Here is a 20,111-nt window from a genome sequence, read left to right as displayed (position 1 = left end):
ATGCCTAAACCTGGCTAAATATACATTGAACACGACGCATCGTTCTCCGGAGAGCAACAAAAAGCCCCGCGTTAGCGAGGCTTGGTTTCGGTTGAGTGGTCGGTGGGGCTTGGTTAAGCACTCACTTCGGATTAACTTCCGGTCACCTCTTCAATTCGATAATCGGTTTTACCGTCTTTTTCTTCGGTGCACACAGCTCTAAATTTCTGCTCAAGCCCGAATTTGTTTTTGGCACTAAATTCCTGCGTTGCATAAAATTTACCATCGCTGTCTTGCCACCTTTTAGCGCTAAACACCGACATGTCTAAGGTGCTTTTGTTGATGACTGACATTTTGACATAGGCTTCACACGCGTTCCTCAACTCATCCAACTTCTTGTCAGACAACTCTTTGACTTCCTTTTGCTTCTTTTCCGCCTCAGTCGGTTTATTAACTACAGCAGCAATTCCGACGACGACGATAAGAAGCACGATCATCCCAATAGTCTTGAGTATCTTTTTGAATATCCTTTTAAGCACTATCATCCCCTTAATTATCGTGGCTTTGCACATGATAACCAGGGGATATCAGAATGTAACGCCTTGCATATTGTTACTTCTTAGCGAAGCTTCTACCTATAGCTCCATCGTCTTTAATTGCAAGCCGAATCCCATCGGAAACATAAAACTTAATGCGTTCGGCCAGCGCTCTAGCAGCCGCGTCACCATCTCCGCTTGTATTTGTGGTAGCGTTGCCTTTGTTATCGACATAGATATCCACGTTGATTTGATGTCCAGAATTACCAGCACCCTGAGCCCTGACACCAAGTCTTCCAGCAGAATCCCGTGTCAGCGGCATGATGGCCTCTTCGCCAGCCTCAGCAAATACTCCGCCTTTGGCGAATTTAGATGCCCCCTGGAAGGTGAAATACTGAGGAGAGTCGTAGACACCGTTCACATATTTACTGAGGCCCGAAGATTCATAGACTCCACCTTTAGCGTTGAACGTTACGCCTGAAGCTGCGTTCGTATATGCTCCGCCTGGAGTAGTGCCACCACCCGAACTGCCACCAATCCATCCCATGGCCGCCTGAATCGCATAAGCAACCATCAACCTGTTCACGACCTAGGCGATCATTTTAAGCATCGACATCCCGAACGACTTAATTGAGGCTTTACCTGTGACCATGAGGTCAGTAAGCATGTCAGATAACCCGGTTAGCGCCGAGCCAGCTACATTCTTCACCGAACTGTATGTATCAGTGGCAGCTTCAAGGTATTCATTCCAGCCGCTCAATGCGCCAGCCTTCCAGTTGCCGCGCAGCTTGTCTTCTTCGGCGTAGTAGTTCTGAAGTGCTGTCAGCTCTTTCTCATAGCCAGTATCCTCAAGCTTGCCTCCACCATTCAACCAACCCTGACGGAGTTGAGCCTCCTCCATCATGCGCTGCGTCTGACGACTGCTGAGGCCTGCACTATCGCGCAAAGCATCGGTTTTTTCCGACATCTGGGTGACGTACTTATTAGCCTGCTGTGCCAGCCCGTTAATCTTCTGCTGGGCCTCGACTTCCTTATTCTTTTGGTCAACAACCTTAGCGGCATTCAGAATGGCCTCACGGCTCGACAGGAGTGACTTCTCCTGCGCGGTCAGCGCGCGGGTTTTGGCGGCCTCGTCCAGTTCCGTAAAGCGTGACTGTTGTTTGTTGAATTCAGTATTTTTGGCGTGAATATCGCCGGTCTGACGCAGGGTTTCGAGGGTTTCCGTTAAGGTCCTTGCCTGCGCCCGGTAGTTCTCCAGAGTGCGATCGCCAGCATCCAGCGTAGCTCTTGCCTCTTTAGTCTTTTTGGCAGAGTCTTCTGCAAGCTTCGAGACTGCGTCCCTAGACTCGCGACTGGATCCTCCCTCACCTTTAACCGTGGCCCCTCGCGCTTCGGCTTCATAGCTTGCCTGTGCATTAGGCGCAGTGACCCGCTTCCAGAGTTCATCGTAACGTTTTTTATTCGCTGCGATCTCTTTATCGGCTTCTGCCCCAGCCTTTTTCATTGCCTCGACATCCATGCCAAGGAAATTTGCTAATGCCCCGCCGCCGGGTATCTTTTCTGCCCACCCAGCAACAGTACCAGTGAATTTGGCATCCAACGATGTGATATTGAGAAACAGGTCTTTTATCGACGCTTCTACCAGGTTGAAGATATCGATCACCTGGTTCCCCCAGGCACGGACAGTAATACCAATATCCCGGAAGTTATCAGAGGCACTCTTCTTCAGCGTATCCCAGACTCTGCCAATATTGTCAGTAGCCTTGTTCGTTTCTTCAGCACGCTTGGACATAACATCAGCGTAAAGCTGAATGGCCTCTGCTACAGCAGCCTCTTCACCCTTTTGCTTACGCAACTGGATGATGTGCTTCATCATGGCTTCATCAACAAAGCCATACTGCTCATTCAGGCTCGCCAGGCCTTTTACCGGGTCGCTGACAATCTTGCCGAAGTCGGACATTGCCGCTTTGGTGTCGCTGCCAGCCTTGCCCATCAGGATGATGGAGGCGGCGATCTGTTTCATCTGACTAGCGGTATATTTGCCAGTATCGTTCAGCGTAACCAGAGTATCGACAGTGGAGCTGATGGATGTGTTCGTCTTGCCGGCGACCTCTTCAGCAGCCTCATTTAGCTGCTGCATTGAGGCGAAGCCAGCGCCGCCCATCATGATGACCGACCGGGCAACTTGGTCGAACTGTTCAGACGAACTGTATGCCGCAGCAGCCAGCAGACCAACTGTACCGACCAGACCTGCCAGCGCAATCGTGGTTGGGTTAATCATCCCGACCATGCTGCGGATATATTCGCCAACACCCGACAGCGCCCCCTGAACCGAGCCAAACTGGTCTTTAATTTGCCCGCCCTGCTGGAGCAGAATCAGGAACGGAGACTGCCCACCAGCCAGCTGCGTGGCGATATCGGTGAACTGTGCAGGAAGCGTGCGCATCGCAGCACTGTACTGGCCGACAGATATACCGGCACGACGCGCCGCTGCTTCCTGTCGGGATAGTGCCTCTGGCAGCACGTCAGCCACGCCAGACAGACGCTCCCGCGTCTGGTTGAGGATGCCGTTGAAGTGCTCGAACTGCGCGCCGTTGATACGTCCTGATTCGAAGTGCGCCACCAGCTGTGCATGCTGCTCATCCAGTGAGTTGAATGCGCGGATCGTCGGGTCAATGGAACCCAGCAGGTTTTTCAGCGCAGCGGACTGTTTCTCAGCGGCCTGAGTCGCTGCCAGTTCTGCCTGCGCTTTCGCCGCTGCTTCGCCAGTGTCAGTCAGCTTGAGGCGGGTGTCGTCCAGGATTTTGTTGTAAGCCTGAAAGGTATCGGTATCCAGGAAACCTTTGGCCTGGAATTTCCGCAGCGATTCTTGCTGATCATCCAGGCGGTTTAAAGCCTTGGTAACCGGGTCGATATTCTCCAGCAGCCCTTTGAGCGCGTTCTGCTGCTCCTTGAGTCCTTCACTACCTTGCTTCGCAGATTCAGCGCCAGCGCGAAACACGCTATTCAGATCATCTGCTTTATCTACAGCACCGGCCGCCGCCTGGCCGAGTTTATCCAGTTCGTTGCTGGCTGTTTTCAGGTCAGAAACATCGGCCCGCAAAGTAATCGAGGCGATCTGGTCTGTCATTATTTCGTCTCCTTATGCATTACCTTAAGTGCCTCGCTTTCCATGATTTGAAGGTCAGCCATACAGGCCGCCGCATCTTCAACCCCGTGTAACTCAAAGATCCAGGGGAGAACGTTGTAATCAAGACCGGTCGCACCGCTCGCACCGACGCGCCATTGGGTCGCCAGCGTGGAGAAGATGGTGAAGGCTTTCCATACTGACGGCAGGATCCCCACCTCTTCCTCCACGTCTTCAGGCGTCAAACCAAAAGCGGCTAACTCCGCGAGCGTCGGTCCCGGTGTATACATCGCTGCGGCGACCTGCCTTAGTTTTTTTCGCGGAAACCCATCAACTCTTTGGTGTAGGCCAGACCGATGCTGTCAAATGCGCGCGGGTAGTTCTTCAGGAGGACAATTACGTTATCGCGAGTGAACTCGTCAGGCAGTGCCCAGCTATCGACGATCTCCATCAGGTAGTTGGCCTGCGGCTCAACGAGGGATTTTTTACCTTCAGCTGCTTTCTGCAACTTCTCATCCAGAGCGCGCAGCTCTTCCAGCGTCTTATGGCGGAAAGTGAAGGTCAGCTTGCCGTCTTCGGCGCCAGCGCGCGGGATGCTGGCAGTAACGGAAAATATCGGATTGGGAATCAGGGAGAATTTGGTCATTTCAGTTCCTTAACAAAAGAAAAACCCGCCGGAGCGGGTCATTGGATATATGTAGCTTGTACATTACATTTAAAAAGTCACCTTATGTCTGGTGGCTTTCAGTCTTTGAAATCTGATGGTAACTACTTGTAATTTTATCCATCAAAGTTTTTTCAATTTCAAATGTGAAACTTTCTCCAGTAGTCACGCTGATTACGCATCTAAAATCTTTGGGGTTGGCATCTTGCTCTTTCAAACCTAATGCTATTTTTTCAATCCATTCTGAGTTGCCATCAATATCTATCCAAAAAGTGGCCTGCTCACCGTAATCTAGTTTTTGAGGTAGTTGCATTGATAAAGGAGAGTGGAATGGTTGATAAAACGTAATATCTTTTTTGAATGTCCAATTTATAGAAGTAACTTTTACTGTATGAAGTGAAAGGTTTGTAATAACAATTGTCACCCCTTTTTTTTGATAAGGTCCTTGCCACGTTATACCGACATTAACTCGGCAACTAATATGCGCTTTAGGCTTTTTTAGACCCAGATGAAGGGAAACACATACAGCCAAAAAGGTCGCTATACCCGCAACCCATGTCCCTATCATCGACCAAAATGCCCAATTCGCAGCTTCCTGAGCTGCTTGGAGTGTTGCCAATGCCATCACTTTCTCATCCATAAAACCTCTCTTTTTTAGTGAGTATATTCGAAAGCAATTTCACAGGCATCCAGCGAATTCCAACTGCAATACATTGGTACATGGGATACATATTTTTAGCCCAGCGAACCGGGCTAAATTGGTTAGCTGATAGTGACGGTGCACGCAGCTGAGGTGATGTTTTTCCCTGCAGCATCGGTAACTTCGCAGGTATACACCCCAGCATCAGAAGACTGAGCGGACGGAATGTTTAGCGTCGAGGCGGTTTTGCCCGGAATAGCTGTGCCGTCCTTCTTCCAGACATAGGTGTACGGCGCGGAACCACCCTGCATGACCACCGACAGATCCAGAGCTGCATTAGCAGCAACAGACTTGGTTGCTGGCAGGTCAGTCAGGAACGCCAGAGGTGTAGCGGAGGAGTCAGCGATCGGGTAAATCTGCATATCCGATTCGAAGTTCATGCGCGCTTCATTACTTTCAACAGCGTTGATTTCAGTACGTGGTACACGCTGGAAGGATACTTTGGCAGAGTAGTATCGATCGGCTTTGCCGCGCGGGTTGTGGAACCAGACCGCTGTAGTATCGCTGGAGTCGTCCAGATCAATCAGACGTTTGTAGATAGCCAACTGCGGGTCATGCGCGAAGGTGTAGACCTGTACCACCGCGTTTTTGAAAGTCGGGATGGTACGGGCCTTATCATCCTCCAGGAACTGGACACTGATATTCTGCTGATCGCCGCCTTCAGTGGACAGCGTCATGACCTGCGGCATGGTGATCCACGAATCGATTTTACGCAGCGTGCCTGCGCCGGTGCCCGCCGGGAATTTCTTGGTATCGGTGGTATCAAACGCTTCCAGCACGATTTTCGTACCAGTAACTGACTTGGCACGCACCACCATGTTGTCGAGCTTCAGCCAGCCAGAGCTAACCTGGACGACATCGCCCGCGAGGATGCCAGCAGCCGAGGCAACGGTCAGTTCGCATTCCGTCGCATTGGATGCCGCAGTGAAGACAATCGGCGCAAGATACGCCTTGGCCACGTTTACACGCGACCCGTTAGGGATTGCGAATGACATTGCATTCTCCTGAATTTAAGTAATAAAAAACCCACCAGATGGTGGGTCAGTAATCAGCGCGGTACTGCATGCTGACGGGGATGGTGTAGGTGATGGAGCCGCTGCTGCCGTTTGGTGCAGAGGTCGGACGGTCCTGTATTGGCTGGCGAATCTGAGGCGGCCCGTTGATATAGACGGTCAAATCACCAGCCACCAGAGCGAGGCCTTCGGGAAATCCGCCCGCAATCACACTGGCAAATGTTCGCGCCTTGCCGACACCCATTCCTGCGGGGGTGACTATGTTCACCTGGAAAATACCCTGATACGTACGAAGCTGCCCAGCAAAGTCTTGCCCGATAGTTTGTGCCGGGAGTATATAGACCCTCCCGTACGGGACATCATCTGGCGGTTCAAAAATGATGTTTGGCCAGGCTATCGGCATGTCAATCGCAAGGGCGATATCAGCAAGGCGTGACTCGAGCAATTCCGCAATTAGCATTGATTGGTCACCGGCCATTACGCACCTCGCTCATCGCCTCACGGAACAGCTGCGCGGCATCCAGCGCGGTGATGCCCACCATGCCGCCGGGGGCCTGACCGGAGTGGCCGTTCTCCAGCGCCTGTGCATACGGCAGGTTATTGGTGAAGAAAATCGAGCTGACCTGTCCTACCCGGAACACCTCGAGCACTGCCAGACTGCGGGAGTTGGAACCCTGGCCGGAAGCGTCGGGGGTGTCGTTGGATTGGCTTGGCTGGCTGTCAAAGCCCACATACCAGTTGTTTTTAAACCGCCCGCCGACATAGCCCTCAGGCTTTTTGATGTCCATCGAGTCGTTGACGTGCAGGCCGCGCTTAAGTCGTCCTGATTTGGTCAGGTTGGCCGGGTCATCACGCAGGGTCGCGTTATGCTCCCGCACCGCAGTGTTGTACGCCGTCGCAGTCTGGTTGATCTGCCAGATATCCGGCTGACCCACCGGGGACATCTCCACCAGCTGAGCGAGGATTTTAATGCCCGTCCGGCGCACCACTTCGTCCATCTCCTGCTTCGAGCTATCCACGAACAACTGAATGGCAGCCAGGAACGGCTGATTAACAGTTCCGGCCATATTTATGCCCTCAGTTGGATGTTGTAGGAGATCAGCACATCGGCAGGCTTGACCGGATTCGGCTGCACAACGCGCCACTTTTTGCCGTCGATTTCGATTCGGTCATCGATGCGCACTTCCGTTTCGAACGTGGCCGCCAACTTCTTGTCGCCGGAGGCGATCAAGGAGCCGTCGATTTCGTGTGCAGAGTATTCAGTGATAACGCCGGTGACGGTCCCGGTAACCGCCGGAGTGGTTACCTCTTTGCCGAACTGATCGCGGGTTGTGGTGCCGCCGCGGGTCAACGGATAGGTCTTCCCGTTCTCGGTGAGCAGCCGGGTTGCTGTCGCGCGCATGCGTCGATAGTCGATTGGCATATCACCCCCTTTCAATGCGGAGCTGATTGCCGCCTACCACCAGCCCGCGCAGCGAGGAATAGAACCAGGGGAACGACGGAGCGGCCTTATTGGTTCCCGGCTCGTACTGCACGGTCACCGCGCCCTCGACGCGCTCCATCGTCACCGCCCCGCCACCAGCAACCGAAGGCGTGAGGTCAATCTCCTGCGATTCGATAGCCAGGCGGCACTGTGCATCAACCAGGCGCTGCGGGATGGTGTCATCCGGCAGATCAACGCCATCAAAGCGCACGCCCGCGCGCGGCCACGATAGCGGCTGTGATGTGCTGGTGCGCTGACCACGCCAGGTCTTCCCTTCGAGAAAGTCCATAGCCTGCATAAGCATCTGGCCGCACTCACCATCATCTGCAGGAATGCTATATCCGCGCCCGGCGGCAAATGCCCGCAGGTCTGACACGCTGGCGTAGCTGTTGAAGCCTGGAGAGTTGGGATTGGCAACCAGCATGTTTATTCCTCCAGACGCCAGTCCAGCGCCAGCCAGTTATCCACTTCATCAGGATGAACATCTGCGCGCAGCGGGCCGCCAGGGAATTCTGGGGTGTCACGCACCATGACCACCAGATCAATACCTAGCAGGTCCTGCTGCTGGTCCTGCTGCTGGTCCTGCTGCTGGTCCTGCTGGGCAGCAGTTTGATCAGCGCCGTTCTGCGCGGTGAGCTTTTCAGCCTCACGCTGCGCGCGCTGCTTTTTGGTTAATCCGGCCATTGGGCCTCCTGAAAACAAAGGGGCCGAAGCCCCAGTGGTTAACCCATGATGATGGTGGAATGTTCAGGCTGAACGGATGCCACCCCCCACGCCACGCCAACCTCGTAACGCACCTGACGGTACTGGCGGTACAGCGCGATCTGGAAGGTAATACCAGAGACCGGATCGGTTACGTTCATCACGTCGTCAGCGGTATCGCCGCCTTTTGGCATGGCCGGGGTACGGCAAGCCAGCAGGAATGCGTTACGGTCAAAGGCAACGTTTGGCGAGAACTCGCTCAGCACAGTGACAGTTGCCTGATCTGCCAGATCCTGACGCAGGCCCGGTGCGCCAATGGTGATAGTCGAAGAGGTTGCCGCTACGACCATGTACTGGTTGTCATCACCATCGAACTTCACTGCAGTCCCGGCAGCAATACCACCAGTGCCAGCAGAGATAGCAATAATGATGTCGCCCTCTTTCTTCGCACCGTTGACCTTATAGCCCGCAGCGGTGCTTTTCGCGGTGCGCTTGATGTTGGCGGATTCGTGCAGGTTAAAGCCCATCACACGACCAATGATGCCTTCACGCAGCAGTTGATCGGTACCGGCTTCGTTCGCTTTGAACAGTACGGACTGTTTACCACGGATGGACGCCATCGCTTCGCCACCCAGTACCATGCGCAGGTCAGTGGTTGGTGCGCCGTTATCAGTCAGCACCTGGCGAGCGTTCGCCGCATCAGACAGGTCGTCTTTGACACTGAACGGTGTATCTTTTGGAACACCAACAGCGCGGGAAGACTTGTAAGCCAGCGATGCTAGGTCAGCATCCATTTCGTTGCTCAGTGCTCGGAACGCCTGTGAAAACTGGTCAGCTAGGACAATGTCATAGGTGCCTGATGGCCCAATTGCCAGCTGCTCTTCACCATTCCATTTGACTGGGGCCATTTTGGATTTGGTGATTTTGACGTCCACGGTACCAATGTTCTGATCACCGTCGTTTGGCGCAGTTGCCGCCGGGGTGATATCAACGGTGGTGGTTTTTGGTGCCACCGGTGCGGTCACGGTTTGGTCTTTAGCCGCGGCATCGGCTTTGGCGTTACGGGCCACCGCCGGGATAAATCCCACCTGCTCGCGGGATACGCGATTCAGGGCGGTGAAAATAGTTGGGATGAGACCAGTGAGGGTGTTGGACATTCAGGTTTCCTTTCGATTAATCAACGATGCTCGTGCCGCCGCCGATTACCGTTTGTTGTTCAACTGGCGGTAAGGCGTCGAAAGCAGCGCGTTTCATGGTTTTCTGCCCGGCCTGATGCTGCGACTGGTGGGAGCCACCGCCGCTATTGCCGGACGCTTTGAGGATGTAGTCTTTCTGCGGATGCAACTCGACCAGGGATTCCAGCGCTTCATCGAAGCTGGCCAGTTCGCCAGGCTTGGTACGGGAGAACACCTTATTGCCCTGTCCGTCGTACGCCACGACCTTGCCGTCTTCGATTTTGAAGTTCTGGCCGAAGTGGGAACGCACGAACTCAGCCGGGATCGCCATCTTCTCGGAGATGAACTTGGAACCACCGAAGCGGCCGCCGATCATCTCGTCGTAGAGCTGGGTTTCCAGTTGCTTGGTTTTGCCGTTCGCTTCGTCCAACTGCTGCTGGTAAACCTTGGTGATCTCGGCCTTCACCTGGTCAACGGCGCCAGCGTCGATCAGTTTCTTCTGGTCGATTTTGGTCATCATCTCCAGGGCTTCGAGCGCCTTGGTCGGGTCGGTGATGCCAGCGAACTTAGCGAGACCGGCTTCCGCCGCTTCCTTTGCTTCGCGGTGAGTTTTAGCTTCACCATTCAGCGAGGTGATTTTGTTCATCGCTGCGACCGCATCGAACGGGATTTCTTTGCCGTCATCGTGGACGAATACCGGCATACCGTTTTCAACGACCACATGTCCGTTAGCATCGAGTTTGAGTTTCATTGTTTTGCTCCGGCCTTCCGGCCATTGGTAATAGGTCATCCGACCCGGTCACCGCGTCGCATCCGCTCAGCGGCAGGCATAAAAAAGGCCACCCGAAGGCAGCCTGATGTTGAATTTTGTAATGCTCAGAGCTTATTGATTATTTGCTCTGCAATTTTTGCGTCTTCTTCTGACGGCTCACCAGATAAGGCATAGGCAATCATCGCAATCATGATGAATTTGCGCTCAGCCTCAGTCAGGGTGACAGTTTTGTCTTTCTCATTTTGCATGGCTAACCCTCAAACGTCGAAGCATCCACGCGGCGCAGTTCATCCAGGGTGAGAAATTCCCCGGCATCGTTAAACATCTCCGGCACCGTGATTTTGCCGTCACGCAGCATCATGGCGCGTGTAACACCCAACACCTGCTCCTGCCGCGCGTACGGTTGCCGGGTAAGCCAGTCGGCATAGCTGGTATGCGCTGGCACCTGTCCATCCATTGAGGCACGCGTGGCACTGCTCAGCTCAGCACGGGGGATCTTTAATTCTTCCCATGATTTCGTGATCAGGATTTCGCCGGATCGGCAGCAGAAGTGAATTTTGCCGGGGCCGCGCAGATACGGCACCACATGCCCCAGCGGCTTGCCGTCGAGGGTGTAGAGCTTGCGGTCTCGGATGATGCACCACTGACTCGTATGGGTATCTAGCGTGGAGGACCACTGTTTGGCCTTAACGATATCTCTGTTGGCCTGGGCGAAGTCCTGACGCGCCGAGGCGGCCATATGGTTCACCGCTGTGCGGGTAACCACAGCCAGGTCACGCCGTGAGGTGTTAATCACCCCGTCCTCGCGGTTGAGTTTCGGCGTGCCGGCAACGCGCTTAACAATCTGCTCTACCGTTTCACCCTGGAGGAAACCGGAGCGCACAGCGTTAGTGATTTTGTCCAGTCGATCCGATTCGAGTTTCTGCCCCCACTCCTTGAGCAATCGTCCCTGGAATGGCTGCGCCACGGCAGCAGCGTAAACCTGCTCTGGTGCGATACTCTGGAGCGGAACGTGCTGGAGAATCTGCTTCGGAATAATGCTGCTGAAGAGGTCCAGTTGATACCCAGCCTCATACTCAACGTAACGCGTCAGTTCGCGCGCCAGCGCGGAATTAACCGGTTCATATGCCTGTTGGTTGAGGTCACGAGCACCAGCCAGCAGCGATGCCAGGCGACGGGCGCTGTAGGTATCAGCACGCTTGCCGTCCAGCAGCACCAGCAGTCTGCCGGCCAGGTCAGCATCCAGCTTGTTGAGTAGAGCCACCATCCGCCGGGCGACGCCGGTACCGTAGCGGTTCACATATAGGCCGTGCGCTATCGTCTCGTCCTGCAGACGGTCATTGACGGAGCGGGCCATGCTATACCTCGTCTAACGTTCTGGTATCCAGAGACGATGATTCAGCCAGCAATTCGTCCAGGACCTTCTCCGGGTCTGCATCGGCATCAATCAGGTTGAGTTTTTGCAGGGATTTAATCGCATCGATGCGGCGAAGGTCACCGCCCTGACGTAGCGACTGAATGGCCAGTGCAGCAGGAGGATTGAACTCTTTCGACTCGACATCCAACTCGGTGCGGACATCGACGTTACCACCTTCGGATTCACCGATGTACTCAGCCATAATCTGCAGGATATTGTCGATCGCATCTTCCAGGCTGGTTGCCATGGTGTAGAGCGGTGATTGCTCCTGCATCTTCTCTTCTGAGGTCTGGTCAACAGACTTGGTTGAGGTGTTGTCAGTGCGCAGCAGTTTCGCGCCTGCCTGGCGCATCTGCTCCACGAGGTCAGCCAGCGACTCTTTGCCAGCACCGATAGAGGAGCCTGTGTGCTCAACGTACTCGAGGCCCTGTTTCTGCCGATCATCGAAAGAGGTCGCGGAGGAGGAACCAATCACCAGCTCTTCTCCCTGCGCCAGACCGAACACGGTAAGTATCGGCACCCGGGCGACGTGCAGGATGTTGTCCTGCTCGCTCTGGCTCTGCCAGTGTTTGACGTTCAGCAGCGCCATGTTGAGCAGCGGCGGTGAACCGCACATAAAGCCGGTGCGCTTGGTGTAGAGCGTGACCAGGGTGATATCGCGACGGGAGGTTTGCCATTCGTCGTGTAACGCCCAGGTGGCCTTCCCCTCTGCACCGGTAGACTTCCGGTAAATCTGCACCTTGCCCGGCGTCAGGAGGCGGATCTGTTCGACTTTCGTCTGCCCGAAGTCGTCACCGTCTTCGACCACCACCTCTTTGATGCGCAGCGCAGTGAGTTGCACCTTGCCGCCGAACATCGTCGACTTCCAGCCAATTACCTGTCGGGGATTAAGCATCGTGACGTATGGCCGTGCGCCAGTAGCTTTCTCGTCAGCCTTAGTCTTCACCTGTTCGGCATCTATCCGGGGATAATCCACCAGAGCATGGGATAGTCCATACTGCATCGCCAGGCCGAAGAATGACTGAGCCCAGACATCGAGGCGCGTTCCCTCTAGGTCGATGTTCTTCGCAAACTCGCGAAGTTGATCCGGAACGTTCTCGGCCAGCTTAATCGGCTCGGCAAATACTCGCCCGATGTTTTGCTTAATGGTCTCTTCGTAAGCGGGCAAAAGCGTGGCCACGGAAAGGCGTTTTTTGTAGTCCTCTTTGTTTTCTTTCGGCCAGCGCGGGAGATATGCCTCGCCCAGTTGTCGCATATAGAGCGTGCCGCCCATCAGGGCGTCGTTAATGTCCCACGCCTCGACCATGTTCCCATAGTCCAGATTGGGTGTTGAGATGTCAGGCATGGAGTTAAATCCGTAGTTGAGTGACTTTTCCGGTCGGCTTGATGATCGGGAATTGCTTCACGATGAAATAGCCACCAGCATCATTGGGGTGATCGTTGTCGGCTGATTTATCCGGTTCGCCGTTTGCCGCCCATACCTGCTGCTCAAGGCTGTCGGTATAGACCGGGCAGCGAGCAACATTCACTTTGTAGCGGCGCTCACCGTTGCCATTGCAGAACATGGCGTTCATGGAGTTAATGCGATCCTTCACTGGCGGGTTGGCTGCGTTTACCACCACGCTGAATCCGGCCTGTTTGAGCTGCGCAATATCGGTGGCGCTGGCGTTATTGGACTTGCGTGAATCGCCGGAAGCATCCGGATAGATATAAATCTGCCTGGAGGCAACATAGCGCCCGCCCTCGTAGCGCCAGAACTCTTCCTGGATACGCTTTATCATGGCTGGCGTGTCATAAACTTTTATCAATTCGCGTACCGCGCGCGGCTCTCCATTCCGAAGGACGTGGACGATGGCCGCCATTTTGCCAACGTTAAAGTCCATGCCGATATAGAGCGGTTCGCCTGCCTGTTCTTCATCAGTACAGTTATTCAGACGTCGATCGAACTGGTGATAGATGGTGCCGCTGGTCAGGTTGGTGAAGCGTCCCCTCAGATACGCCTTAATCAATTCCGGCGGGTAGGAATTCATCAGCGAAGGGATGTAGTCCGCGGGCAGGTTCTTCGCGTTGTCGAACGTGCTGGCCTGAATCAGACCGTACAGGGCCGAGAGTTCTGGCTTTTCACGTACTGCCTTCACGAATTGCTGGTAAACGAATTTGAACCCCTCCGGCGTTGTCGTGACGTCAATACCGTTACGCAGCCCATCAACCTTGTAACGCATACGGGCGATGATTTTTCGCCATGCTTGCTGCGCTTTGGCAGCCGCCATGACATCCAGCTCATCCACCATCGCGTTACCGATTTTGAAACCAACTATCGAGCCGGGCTTCTCCATCGAGCGGCAGATTGTGGTCCCGCGGAACCGTCGCCCCTCGTAAAAGTGAACCTCTTTGTTCCCCTCATTGATTTTGACGCTCAGCCCCCAGTCAAAGGCCACCTCTTCGATAGTCGGGTAGAAGATGTCACGAATCTGCGGGTAGGTCGGCGCGAAATAACCCTGGTTGATTTTCGGATGTTCCCACACCCCTTTACAGATGCCGCCACAACCCACCCACGTTTTACCGGAACCGAACCCGGCAACGTAGGCTTTAAACTTGTGCTCCATCGCAAGGAAGCGAGCCTGTGGGATGTTAAGTGTCGGGCTGATCCCCATCTTCTTCCCTCGCATCCACTACGTTGATATTTATCTGCACTGGTGTTGGTTCGTCATCATCACCATCACCGGCCAGCTCTTTGCGGAGCTTCTCAATCTCCAGCTGCCGGCGGTCGATTTCGATTTGCTGGAGGCGCTGCGCGAATTCGCTATCAGCCAGGCCCAGGCGCTTCATTACGGCTTCGTACATCCGCTCGCGGCTGATTGCCGTTATCTCGACACCATTCTTCCCCAGCTTGACGCCGGAATATGCCAAAGCAGCGTCAGGGGAGAGTTTCCTGGTGTCAGCGAAGTAAGGCTGGCCTATTCCGTCACCATTGCAGCGCGGGCAGGCATGGTTAGGATCACGGGTGTGGTCATATCCATAGCCGCCCACGTCGACTGGCTCACGCTTGTCGCGTTCTTTAGCTTCCAGCTGTTTCTCTTCAAACTCCACGGCATCGCGCCACTGATATTGATGGCCAAAGCCCCAGCAGTAACGACACGCACCGCGGCGATATTGTGAAAGCTGGTTTGCGTCGAAGGTGGCGAGCTGCCACATCTGCGCGAGGACTTCATCGGCACTACCAAGCGTGCGTGCAATGGAAGCTTTCTGCTGCTGCGCAATGGCCTGAGCAACGTTAGGATTCGTTATGAGCTGACGACCGTAGTTTGGGTCACTATAACCAGCACGTGAAGCGGCAGCGGTGGCGTTGTTGTCCTTCAGGTACTCCGCGACAAATAAACGCTGCTGAGCAGTAAGTCCATCATCATCCACCAGCTCATTTGCGCTTTTATCTTTTTGCGAAGTGCGCATTTTTTTCTGCGCAGGTTTTTGCGCATTTTGCGCAGTAGGTTTTTTGATATATCGACGGGCGGTAGCGTAGTTCAGTCCCTGCGCTTCACACCATTCCTTTGGTGATACGCCGGTTGCGGCATGTTCGGACAGGAACCGTTGCTGAAGCTCGCCCCAGTCCGGTTTTGCCATAAATCCCTCTAGATAGTTGCGTTAAACAAGGCGATAATAATCATTCAAATCAATGAGGTACTCACGATAGAAAATGCCTTGCTTATCGGTGAGTGCCATTTAATGACATGTGGGAGAAACCGAATGGGCGGTGGGAATGGGTTCACTCCATTAGTAAAAACATTGACAGAAAATAAAGATGTCTTTGCTGACATTGCTGATGCTTCCCTGGAAGCTGCTGAAGCAATTCCTGTATTCGGATGGGCTGTTAAAGCTTGGAACGTAAAAAATACGTATCAGGCAACGAAGCTTTATCGTAACACCCAAGCATTTATTGAAAGTACCTCAATAACAGATGCTCAGCGATTCATTGACCGTTTTAGTACTGATGACGAAAAAAGCGAGCTTTGTGATAGTGTAATTCAGGTCCTGATTGATTCAGAGAAACCCTTTAAAGCCCGACTTGCCTCTAAGGTTTTAAATTCGATTTACGACGGTAAAATAGCTGTAGCGGATGCAAATGAATTATTACTTATTATTTTCAATGCCTCTTTACCAGCATTGAAGGCTCTGGATCTCTTTTACCGTACAAACCCGCAAGGTTATGCATCCACCAGAAGTCCAGATGCCATGACTCTCAGCCCACTGCTTATGTCGATGGGAATTATTCATGTGCATGGAATTATGACGAGAGTTACCCAACTTGGACAATCACTCCATCAACATGCATTTGCATAAAGAGATTGCGCTTATTGAACCGCTCTGGAACTCTCAATTTCCCGTACCCCCGCCAATTGGTTATTAGCCTTCTCAATGGTAGCTAGCAGCGGGTTAATCCACAGAACAGCCTGACAATACGTTATTGAGCTGGCGGCAGCGGTGCTATCACTGGCTGCGTCAGCGTTCCCGGTATTGGTGTGCATTGCGCTGGCACGTAAACGGTTCGCGTAGCTGAGCAGCCCACCAGCGACATCAGCAGGAACAGGCAGATCACAGGTTTTTTCACGTCGTAGAATCTCCCGGTATTCGATGACAGTCTTTTCGGCACCAACATCTATCAGCGAGTTAAGGCGGCTGGTGTTCTCTGCTACCAGGTTAAACCGGTTGAAGTTGAAAGCCTGCGTGGTTATTACCGTCGCCTGTAATGCGTTGTCGCTGCGCAGTACCCGGTTGTCACTCTCAGACGTGTTCAGCGCGGCATTGCTGCGAGTAAGCAGTACGCAGAGTACCGAGATGATAATGACTGCAGCCACCCCAGCAACAACAAGGCCTTTGTTCACTGGTCTATCCCCCAGCACGTCAGCGCGCTTTCCTGATCTCGTCGCTCTACCTGCCCATAGCAGCCATTTTTCTGGCCTTTGGTCAGACGACAATCGCGGCCACCGTCTTTAATCCACCAGCGAATGGCTTCACAGGCACCTTTACGGTCACCAGCATTAATTCGCTTATAGAACGTAGATGGGAAACATTTTCCGGGGCCGATGTTGTAAGGGCAGAAAGAAGCGATACCGGCTTTCTGCGGCTCGGTCAGCGGAACTTTTATATTTCGCTCAACCCACGCCAGCGCCTTGTCGCGCTCAATGGCGTTTACCTGGGCGCATTTCTCAGCTGACAGCTTCATGCCCTGAACTACTGGCTTGCCATCAACCATCGTGGCGCCACGGCAAATAGTCCATATACCAGAGCCGTCCTTGTACGCTGTTGTGCTGTTACCCTCTTTCTCATCCAGAAACTGATCGAGAATAACAGGCGCGGAAGCCCCGGCAAGAATCAAACCAACGACCGCTGCGCTCAGTTTATTCTTCAGCTTTTGTGGTATAGCCATTGCGACGATCCTCCCGTTCTTTCCAGCGGAAATACCAGTTCACTGCACAGGTAATAACGGTGCATGCGATACCGACAATAATTGCCCAGTCGCTCAGGCTTAACCCTGCAATTCTGTCGGCCAACATCCAGGACACCTCTTTTGCTGTTTTAGCTGTTTCGGCATATGCCTTCGCTGATACACCGCAGCCGGTCAGCGTGGTGCCTGTTCCATATGAAAGTCTGCTGTAAATGGTGCTCATTCTGGTCATAGCCTCACCTCCGATTTTTCGGATGGCGCTGTGTGTTTGAAAAGGGTCAGGCTTCACGAGCTGGATTTATCAACAAAGCACGTAGCGGATGATTCGCGTGAGCCTGAAATAAAAAAGCCCCGCTATTACGGGGCAGTTAATAGAATTATAAAGTTTAAAAGTTTAAAAGTTTAAAAGTTTAAAAGTTTAAAAGTTTAAAAGTTTAAAGGAACCATAAAGCTACCAGGCTCTGCACCAGCTTCTTTATTTATTTCTTTACGGATTACCTCATTAATCTGAAAAGCCTCATTGTAAACTTTTTCTAAGTTAATTGACGCCTTCATATTATAGTATGTTTTTTCCTCACAAACATATAACCTTATCGGATATGGCCTAGGGTTGATTGCCTTCCAGTGGGAGATCACAAAATTATAAACTGCAATACCATGACCTTTCATCTTCCCTGCTGTAACATCAATGTTTAGCTGATCTAAATACTCATCGAAGTGTTGCAAGGTGTTTCTCACCCTCACGGAATTAATTTCCTTAATTTCAATATCTTTTATTTTTTGTTGAAGGTAATTACTTCGCTCAATATGCAATCTGAATTGTTCAGGGGATTCTTCCCTAGTCTTATTTTTAGGAACTGCGATTAGTTTCTTGACGTTAGCCGCATCTGAAAGAATGCTATTTATTAATATATGAATATTGTAATCAATTTTAAAGTAGTAACCAGCATCAGGAAGTGGTGTCTCATGAAAGAGCTCTTCACAGCGTGTTTTTATCGAATGAGTTAACAACCATAATTCGTGCAAATAAATAAAATTAAGTTTCATTTGCTCAAAGGTTTTTGACATAGCGAACTCTCCTTTTCAATAGTCCGCTTTTATAGCATTTACATAAGGGGCCTGTGAATTACTATTCTGTTGCTTACCACACTCTCGCAGTGGCCGCGCTCATGCCTTTGAGACCGTAGTCAGGGGTATCTCATGAATCCCTCACCTCTAACCGGAGAACGATTGGCGATCGTTCTGGAGTACCGTCACACCTCTTCTTTATTAACCCTAACCAGTGTGTGTTGCAGTTCGTACCTGCATCTGGCTCTCATGGAGACTCGGGACCGCATCACGACTGCGGTTTTGCCTATCGGCTGCGGTCTATCCGTTTACTGGTGCATTTTCTTACCCTCCAGAAACGCAAAAGCCCCACGGTGTTATCCGCAGGGCTTGAAACGAAGGCATTAACCCATCGTTGGGATAAAATTAACACAGATTCGGGAAAAGTAAATAGCTGGAATTAATTTCCACAACCCTTATCGTGTTATTTGTTTCAGTTGGTTTTCTGCCCAGGCCTCTTCAATATCAAATTTCATAATCAACTGATCGTAGAACGGCTTAACAGACTTCTTCCATGTATCCAAGCTGATAGCATCCGTAATCTGGCAAACAGCCGCATAGGCCTCAGTTGACGGGATGCGCTCATATCCGCGACCGCCACAGCGCTTGCAGGTGCTGAATACTGGAACGCCTTGCTGCTTCGTTTCCTTCTGATTCACCGCTTTCCCGCGGCCACGGCAATCACTACATGCGCAACTGATGGCTTTTTTCCCTTTGCACTGAGGACAGAGAACACGCGTTATCTCTTTTACCTCACGCCTATTTTGGTGCTGCGAAGGTATCACCTTCAAACCAAACGCTTTTGATGCCTTAATGATTTCTTTTGCATGTGCCGGCGTATTGGTTTTCATACTGAATACCTCAGCATCAATAAAGCCCTCACCGTCGCAGCAATCGCACCGCTTTACACTGGCTGCGCTGCGGGAATAATCCTCAAATGCGAAGGTGGCCAACTGGTGCATCACCTGAGGCTTAACCCCGGAATCCAACTTACGAAGTGCGGCAACCTTGTCACATTTGGTCATCGCGTACTCAGCCAGCAGTCCGATCGCCCGATCCCGGTCGTTATTACTTATGCCCATCTTGCCGAGGAAAGCACTGTACCCCATGGCAGCGCGTTCCTGAGTCATGCCCATTGCCGCCATAATGTCGGTGCCAGTCAGTGAATCAGAGGCGGTAGCACGCGGAGAATCGCTAATCAGGGTGGATTTTGCAAAGTGGTATTTCACTGTGTTTTCGAGGTTCATAGCGCTTCTCCAGCATAAGTTTTCACGTAATTCTTCAGTATTCGGTAGTCCGTCAGCACAGAACCGGGAAAGTGGTATAAGCGCAATCGTTGCCAACGAACGCGGAGGTGATCGGCAAAATAGAATTCGAATGTCATGCTGCCTCCTGCTTTTTCAGCGCGCGCAGGTCAGCCAGCGCGGTCAGTCTGATTTCCTTCAGTTCTTCAATAGTCCAACGATGCGGAGCGTTATTGTTCTCGAGCGCTAGTACCAGCTCTTCGCCATAACGTTCCACCAGCGCGGCTCGGTATGCTTCGATGTTCCCGGATTTGTAGACGTTGCAGACATCACACTGAAGATGGATGTTGAAGCGAGTGAAGCGCAGATGCCCAGCGGCTGCCGTAGTCCGATAATGGCCAGCATGCCAGGCGAACGCCGTTTTAGTTCCGCAGGAAATACAGCCCCGCCCCTCCGCCAACTCCGTCTCGCGGCAAATGTCATTTACGGCGCGCTGCGTCAGGTCAATCCAGTGCTTCAGCGGCTTAACTGCAGCTTTACGCTGGCGCCAGGCTGCACGTTCTTTCTTCTCAGTGGCGCGCTGCTTGGCAGACTCTTTGCGTTGTGCAGCCTCCCGGGCTTTTCTGGTCTGCTCCTTGCCGACGGCGCTGGCGCACTCGTAACCGCAAACGGTCTGCGTTTCACGCACCGGATGAAACCATTGGCGACATTCCTTATTGGCACACTTACGGCGAGGTAACTTAACCATA

Annotated in this window: 27 protein-coding genes; 1 reads left to right on the top strand and 26 read right to left on the bottom strand. The window is 52.7% G+C overall.

Annotated features, from left to right (window positions below):
* Window positions 1-131: 131 nt before the first annotated feature.
* The 19 genes from OGX67_RS26750 to OGX67_RS26660 all read right to left on the bottom strand — a co-directional run bounded on the left by OGX67_RS26750 (window position 132) and on the right by OGX67_RS26660 (window position 15,189).
* Entirely contained in the window at window positions 132-518 is a 387-nt protein-coding gene (locus OGX67_RS26750; protein ID WP_286528132.1) for a hypothetical protein, read from the bottom strand.
* Window positions 519-591: 73 nt separating this feature from the next.
* Window positions 592-1,089, bottom strand: a complete 498-nt coding sequence (locus tag OGX67_RS26745) for a phage tail tape measure protein (protein WP_286528126.1) — start codon at window positions 1,087-1,089, stop codon at window positions 592-594.
* Between the two features lie 15 nt (window positions 1,090-1,104).
* A complete protein-coding gene (locus OGX67_RS26740) occupies window positions 1,105-3,645 on the bottom strand; it encodes a phage tail length tape measure family protein (RefSeq protein ID WP_286528124.1) in 2,541 nt (846 codons plus the stop codon).
* Window positions 3,645-3,932 carry a DUF1799 domain-containing protein gene (locus OGX67_RS26735; RefSeq protein ID WP_286528121.1) on the bottom strand — a complete coding sequence of 96 codons (288 nt, stop codon included), beginning with the start codon at window positions 3,930-3,932 and terminating at the stop codon, window positions 3,645-3,647. The genes OGX67_RS26740 and OGX67_RS26735 overlap by 1 nt, the downstream gene beginning before the upstream one ends.
* A gap of 17 nt (window positions 3,933-3,949) precedes the next feature.
* Entirely contained in the window at window positions 3,950-4,288 is a 339-nt protein-coding gene (locus tag OGX67_RS26730; RefSeq protein WP_286528118.1) for a phage tail assembly chaperone, read from the bottom strand.
* A gap of 82 nt (window positions 4,289-4,370) precedes the next feature.
* A complete protein-coding gene (locus OGX67_RS26725; RefSeq protein WP_286528115.1) occupies window positions 4,371-4,946 on the bottom strand; it encodes a hypothetical protein in 576 nt (191 codons plus the stop codon).
* Between the two features lie 122 nt (window positions 4,947-5,068).
* The gene (locus tag OGX67_RS26720; protein WP_286528083.1) at window positions 5,069-6,001 is read right to left on the bottom strand and encodes a phage tail tube protein; all 933 of its coding nucleotides are present in this window, start codon (window positions 5,999-6,001) and stop codon (window positions 5,069-5,071) included.
* Window positions 6,002-6,047: 46 nt separating this feature from the next.
* Window positions 6,048-6,497 carry a DUF4128 domain-containing protein gene (locus tag OGX67_RS26715; protein ID WP_038641028.1) on the bottom strand — a complete coding sequence of 150 codons (450 nt, stop codon included), beginning with the start codon at window positions 6,495-6,497 and terminating at the stop codon, window positions 6,048-6,050.
* Entirely contained in the window at window positions 6,487-7,086 is a 600-nt protein-coding gene (locus OGX67_RS26710) for a hypothetical protein (RefSeq protein WP_286528078.1), read from the bottom strand. The genes OGX67_RS26715 and OGX67_RS26710 overlap by 11 nt, the downstream gene beginning before the upstream one ends.
* 2 nt (window positions 7,087-7,088) lie before the next feature.
* Window positions 7,089-7,442 (bottom strand): hypothetical protein, encoded by a 354-nt coding sequence (locus tag OGX67_RS26705; RefSeq protein ID WP_286528075.1) that lies wholly within the window; start codon window positions 7,440-7,442, stop codon window positions 7,089-7,091.
* Between the two features lies 1 nt (window position 7,443).
* Entirely contained in the window at window positions 7,444-7,926 is a 483-nt protein-coding gene (locus OGX67_RS26700; protein ID WP_286528073.1) for a DnaT-like ssDNA-binding protein, read from the bottom strand.
* A 2-nt stretch (window positions 7,927-7,928) separates the two neighbouring features.
* Window positions 7,929-8,186 (bottom strand): hypothetical protein, encoded by a 258-nt coding sequence (locus tag OGX67_RS26695; RefSeq protein WP_286528071.1) that lies wholly within the window; start codon window positions 8,184-8,186, stop codon window positions 7,929-7,931.
* 38 nt (window positions 8,187-8,224) lie between these two features.
* Window positions 8,225-9,361, bottom strand: coding sequence for a major capsid protein (locus OGX67_RS26690; RefSeq protein WP_286528067.1), 1,137 nt, complete (start codon window positions 9,359-9,361; stop codon window positions 8,225-8,227).
* A 16-nt stretch (window positions 9,362-9,377) separates the two neighbouring features.
* Window positions 9,378-10,130, bottom strand: coding sequence for a DUF6651 domain-containing protein (locus tag OGX67_RS26685; RefSeq protein ID WP_286528064.1), 753 nt, complete (start codon window positions 10,128-10,130; stop codon window positions 9,378-9,380).
* A 125-nt stretch (window positions 10,131-10,255) separates the two neighbouring features.
* Window positions 10,256-10,399, bottom strand: coding sequence for a hypothetical protein (locus OGX67_RS26680; RefSeq protein ID WP_164846961.1), 144 nt, complete (start codon window positions 10,397-10,399; stop codon window positions 10,256-10,258).
* 2 nt (window positions 10,400-10,401) lie between these two features.
* Window positions 10,402-11,508, bottom strand: a complete 1,107-nt coding sequence (locus OGX67_RS26675; RefSeq protein ID WP_286528061.1) for a phage minor head protein — start codon at window positions 11,506-11,508, stop codon at window positions 10,402-10,404.
* Window position 11,509: 1 nt separating this feature from the next.
* Window positions 11,510-12,913 (bottom strand): DUF4055 domain-containing protein, encoded by a 1,404-nt coding sequence (locus OGX67_RS26670; RefSeq protein WP_286528058.1) that lies wholly within the window; start codon window positions 12,911-12,913, stop codon window positions 11,510-11,512.
* Between the two features lie 4 nt (window positions 12,914-12,917).
* Window positions 12,918-14,222: a terminase large subunit domain-containing protein gene (locus OGX67_RS26665; protein WP_286528055.1), complete on the bottom strand. Its 1,305-nt coding sequence runs from the start codon at window positions 14,220-14,222 to the stop codon at window positions 12,918-12,920.
* Complete coding sequence (locus tag OGX67_RS26660; protein WP_286528052.1) at window positions 14,200-15,189, bottom strand: terminase small subunit; 990 nt, start codon at window positions 15,187-15,189, stop codon at window positions 14,200-14,202. Before OGX67_RS26660 ends, OGX67_RS26665 begins: the two co-directional genes overlap by 23 nt.
* 123 nt (window positions 15,190-15,312) lie before the next feature.
* On the opposite strand from OGX67_RS26660, the gene OGX67_RS26655 reads away from it, so the two are divergent.
* Window positions 15,313-15,906, top strand: coding sequence for a hypothetical protein (locus OGX67_RS26655; RefSeq protein ID WP_286528049.1), 594 nt, complete (start codon window positions 15,313-15,315; stop codon window positions 15,904-15,906).
* 11 nt (window positions 15,907-15,917) lie between these two features.
* Here OGX67_RS26655 and OGX67_RS26650 read toward each other — a convergent pair whose 3' ends face one another.
* The 7 genes from OGX67_RS26650 to OGX67_RS26620 all read right to left on the bottom strand — a co-directional run bounded on the left by OGX67_RS26650 (window position 15,918) and on the right by OGX67_RS26620 (window position 20,110).
* The gene (locus OGX67_RS26650; protein ID WP_286528046.1) at window positions 15,918-16,448 is read right to left on the bottom strand and encodes a hypothetical protein; all 531 of its coding nucleotides are present in this window, start codon (window positions 16,446-16,448) and stop codon (window positions 15,918-15,920) included.
* Window positions 16,445-16,993, bottom strand: coding sequence for a lysozyme (locus OGX67_RS26645; protein WP_286528043.1), 549 nt, complete (start codon window positions 16,991-16,993; stop codon window positions 16,445-16,447). Before OGX67_RS26645 ends, OGX67_RS26650 begins: the two co-directional genes overlap by 4 nt.
* A complete protein-coding gene (locus tag OGX67_RS26640) occupies window positions 16,965-17,243 on the bottom strand; it encodes a phage holin (RefSeq protein WP_016150024.1) in 279 nt (92 codons plus the stop codon). The genes OGX67_RS26645 and OGX67_RS26640 overlap by 29 nt, the downstream gene beginning before the upstream one ends.
* Window positions 17,244-17,437: 194 nt before the next feature.
* Window positions 17,438-18,079 (bottom strand): hypothetical protein, encoded by a 642-nt coding sequence (locus OGX67_RS26635; protein ID WP_286528034.1) that lies wholly within the window; start codon window positions 18,077-18,079, stop codon window positions 17,438-17,440.
* 455 nt (window positions 18,080-18,534) lie between these two features.
* Window positions 18,535-19,365, bottom strand: a complete 831-nt coding sequence (locus OGX67_RS26630) for an antitermination protein (protein WP_286528031.1) — start codon at window positions 19,363-19,365, stop codon at window positions 18,535-18,537.
* Entirely contained in the window at window positions 19,362-19,502 is a 141-nt protein-coding gene (locus OGX67_RS26625; protein ID WP_286528029.1) for a YlcG family protein, read from the bottom strand. The genes OGX67_RS26630 and OGX67_RS26625 overlap by 4 nt, the downstream gene beginning before the upstream one ends.
* Window positions 19,499-20,110 (bottom strand): recombination protein NinG, encoded by a 612-nt coding sequence (locus OGX67_RS26620; RefSeq protein ID WP_286528026.1) that lies wholly within the window; start codon window positions 20,108-20,110, stop codon window positions 19,499-19,501. The genes OGX67_RS26625 and OGX67_RS26620 overlap by 4 nt, the downstream gene beginning before the upstream one ends.
* Window position 20,111: the final 1 nt, after the last annotated feature.

Source organism: Citrobacter sp. Cf118, assembly GCF_030334095.1.
Taxonomy (GTDB): Bacteria; Pseudomonadota; Gammaproteobacteria; order Enterobacterales; family Enterobacteriaceae; genus Citrobacter; species Citrobacter freundii.
This window is presented reverse-complemented; position numbering and strand designations above follow the sequence as displayed.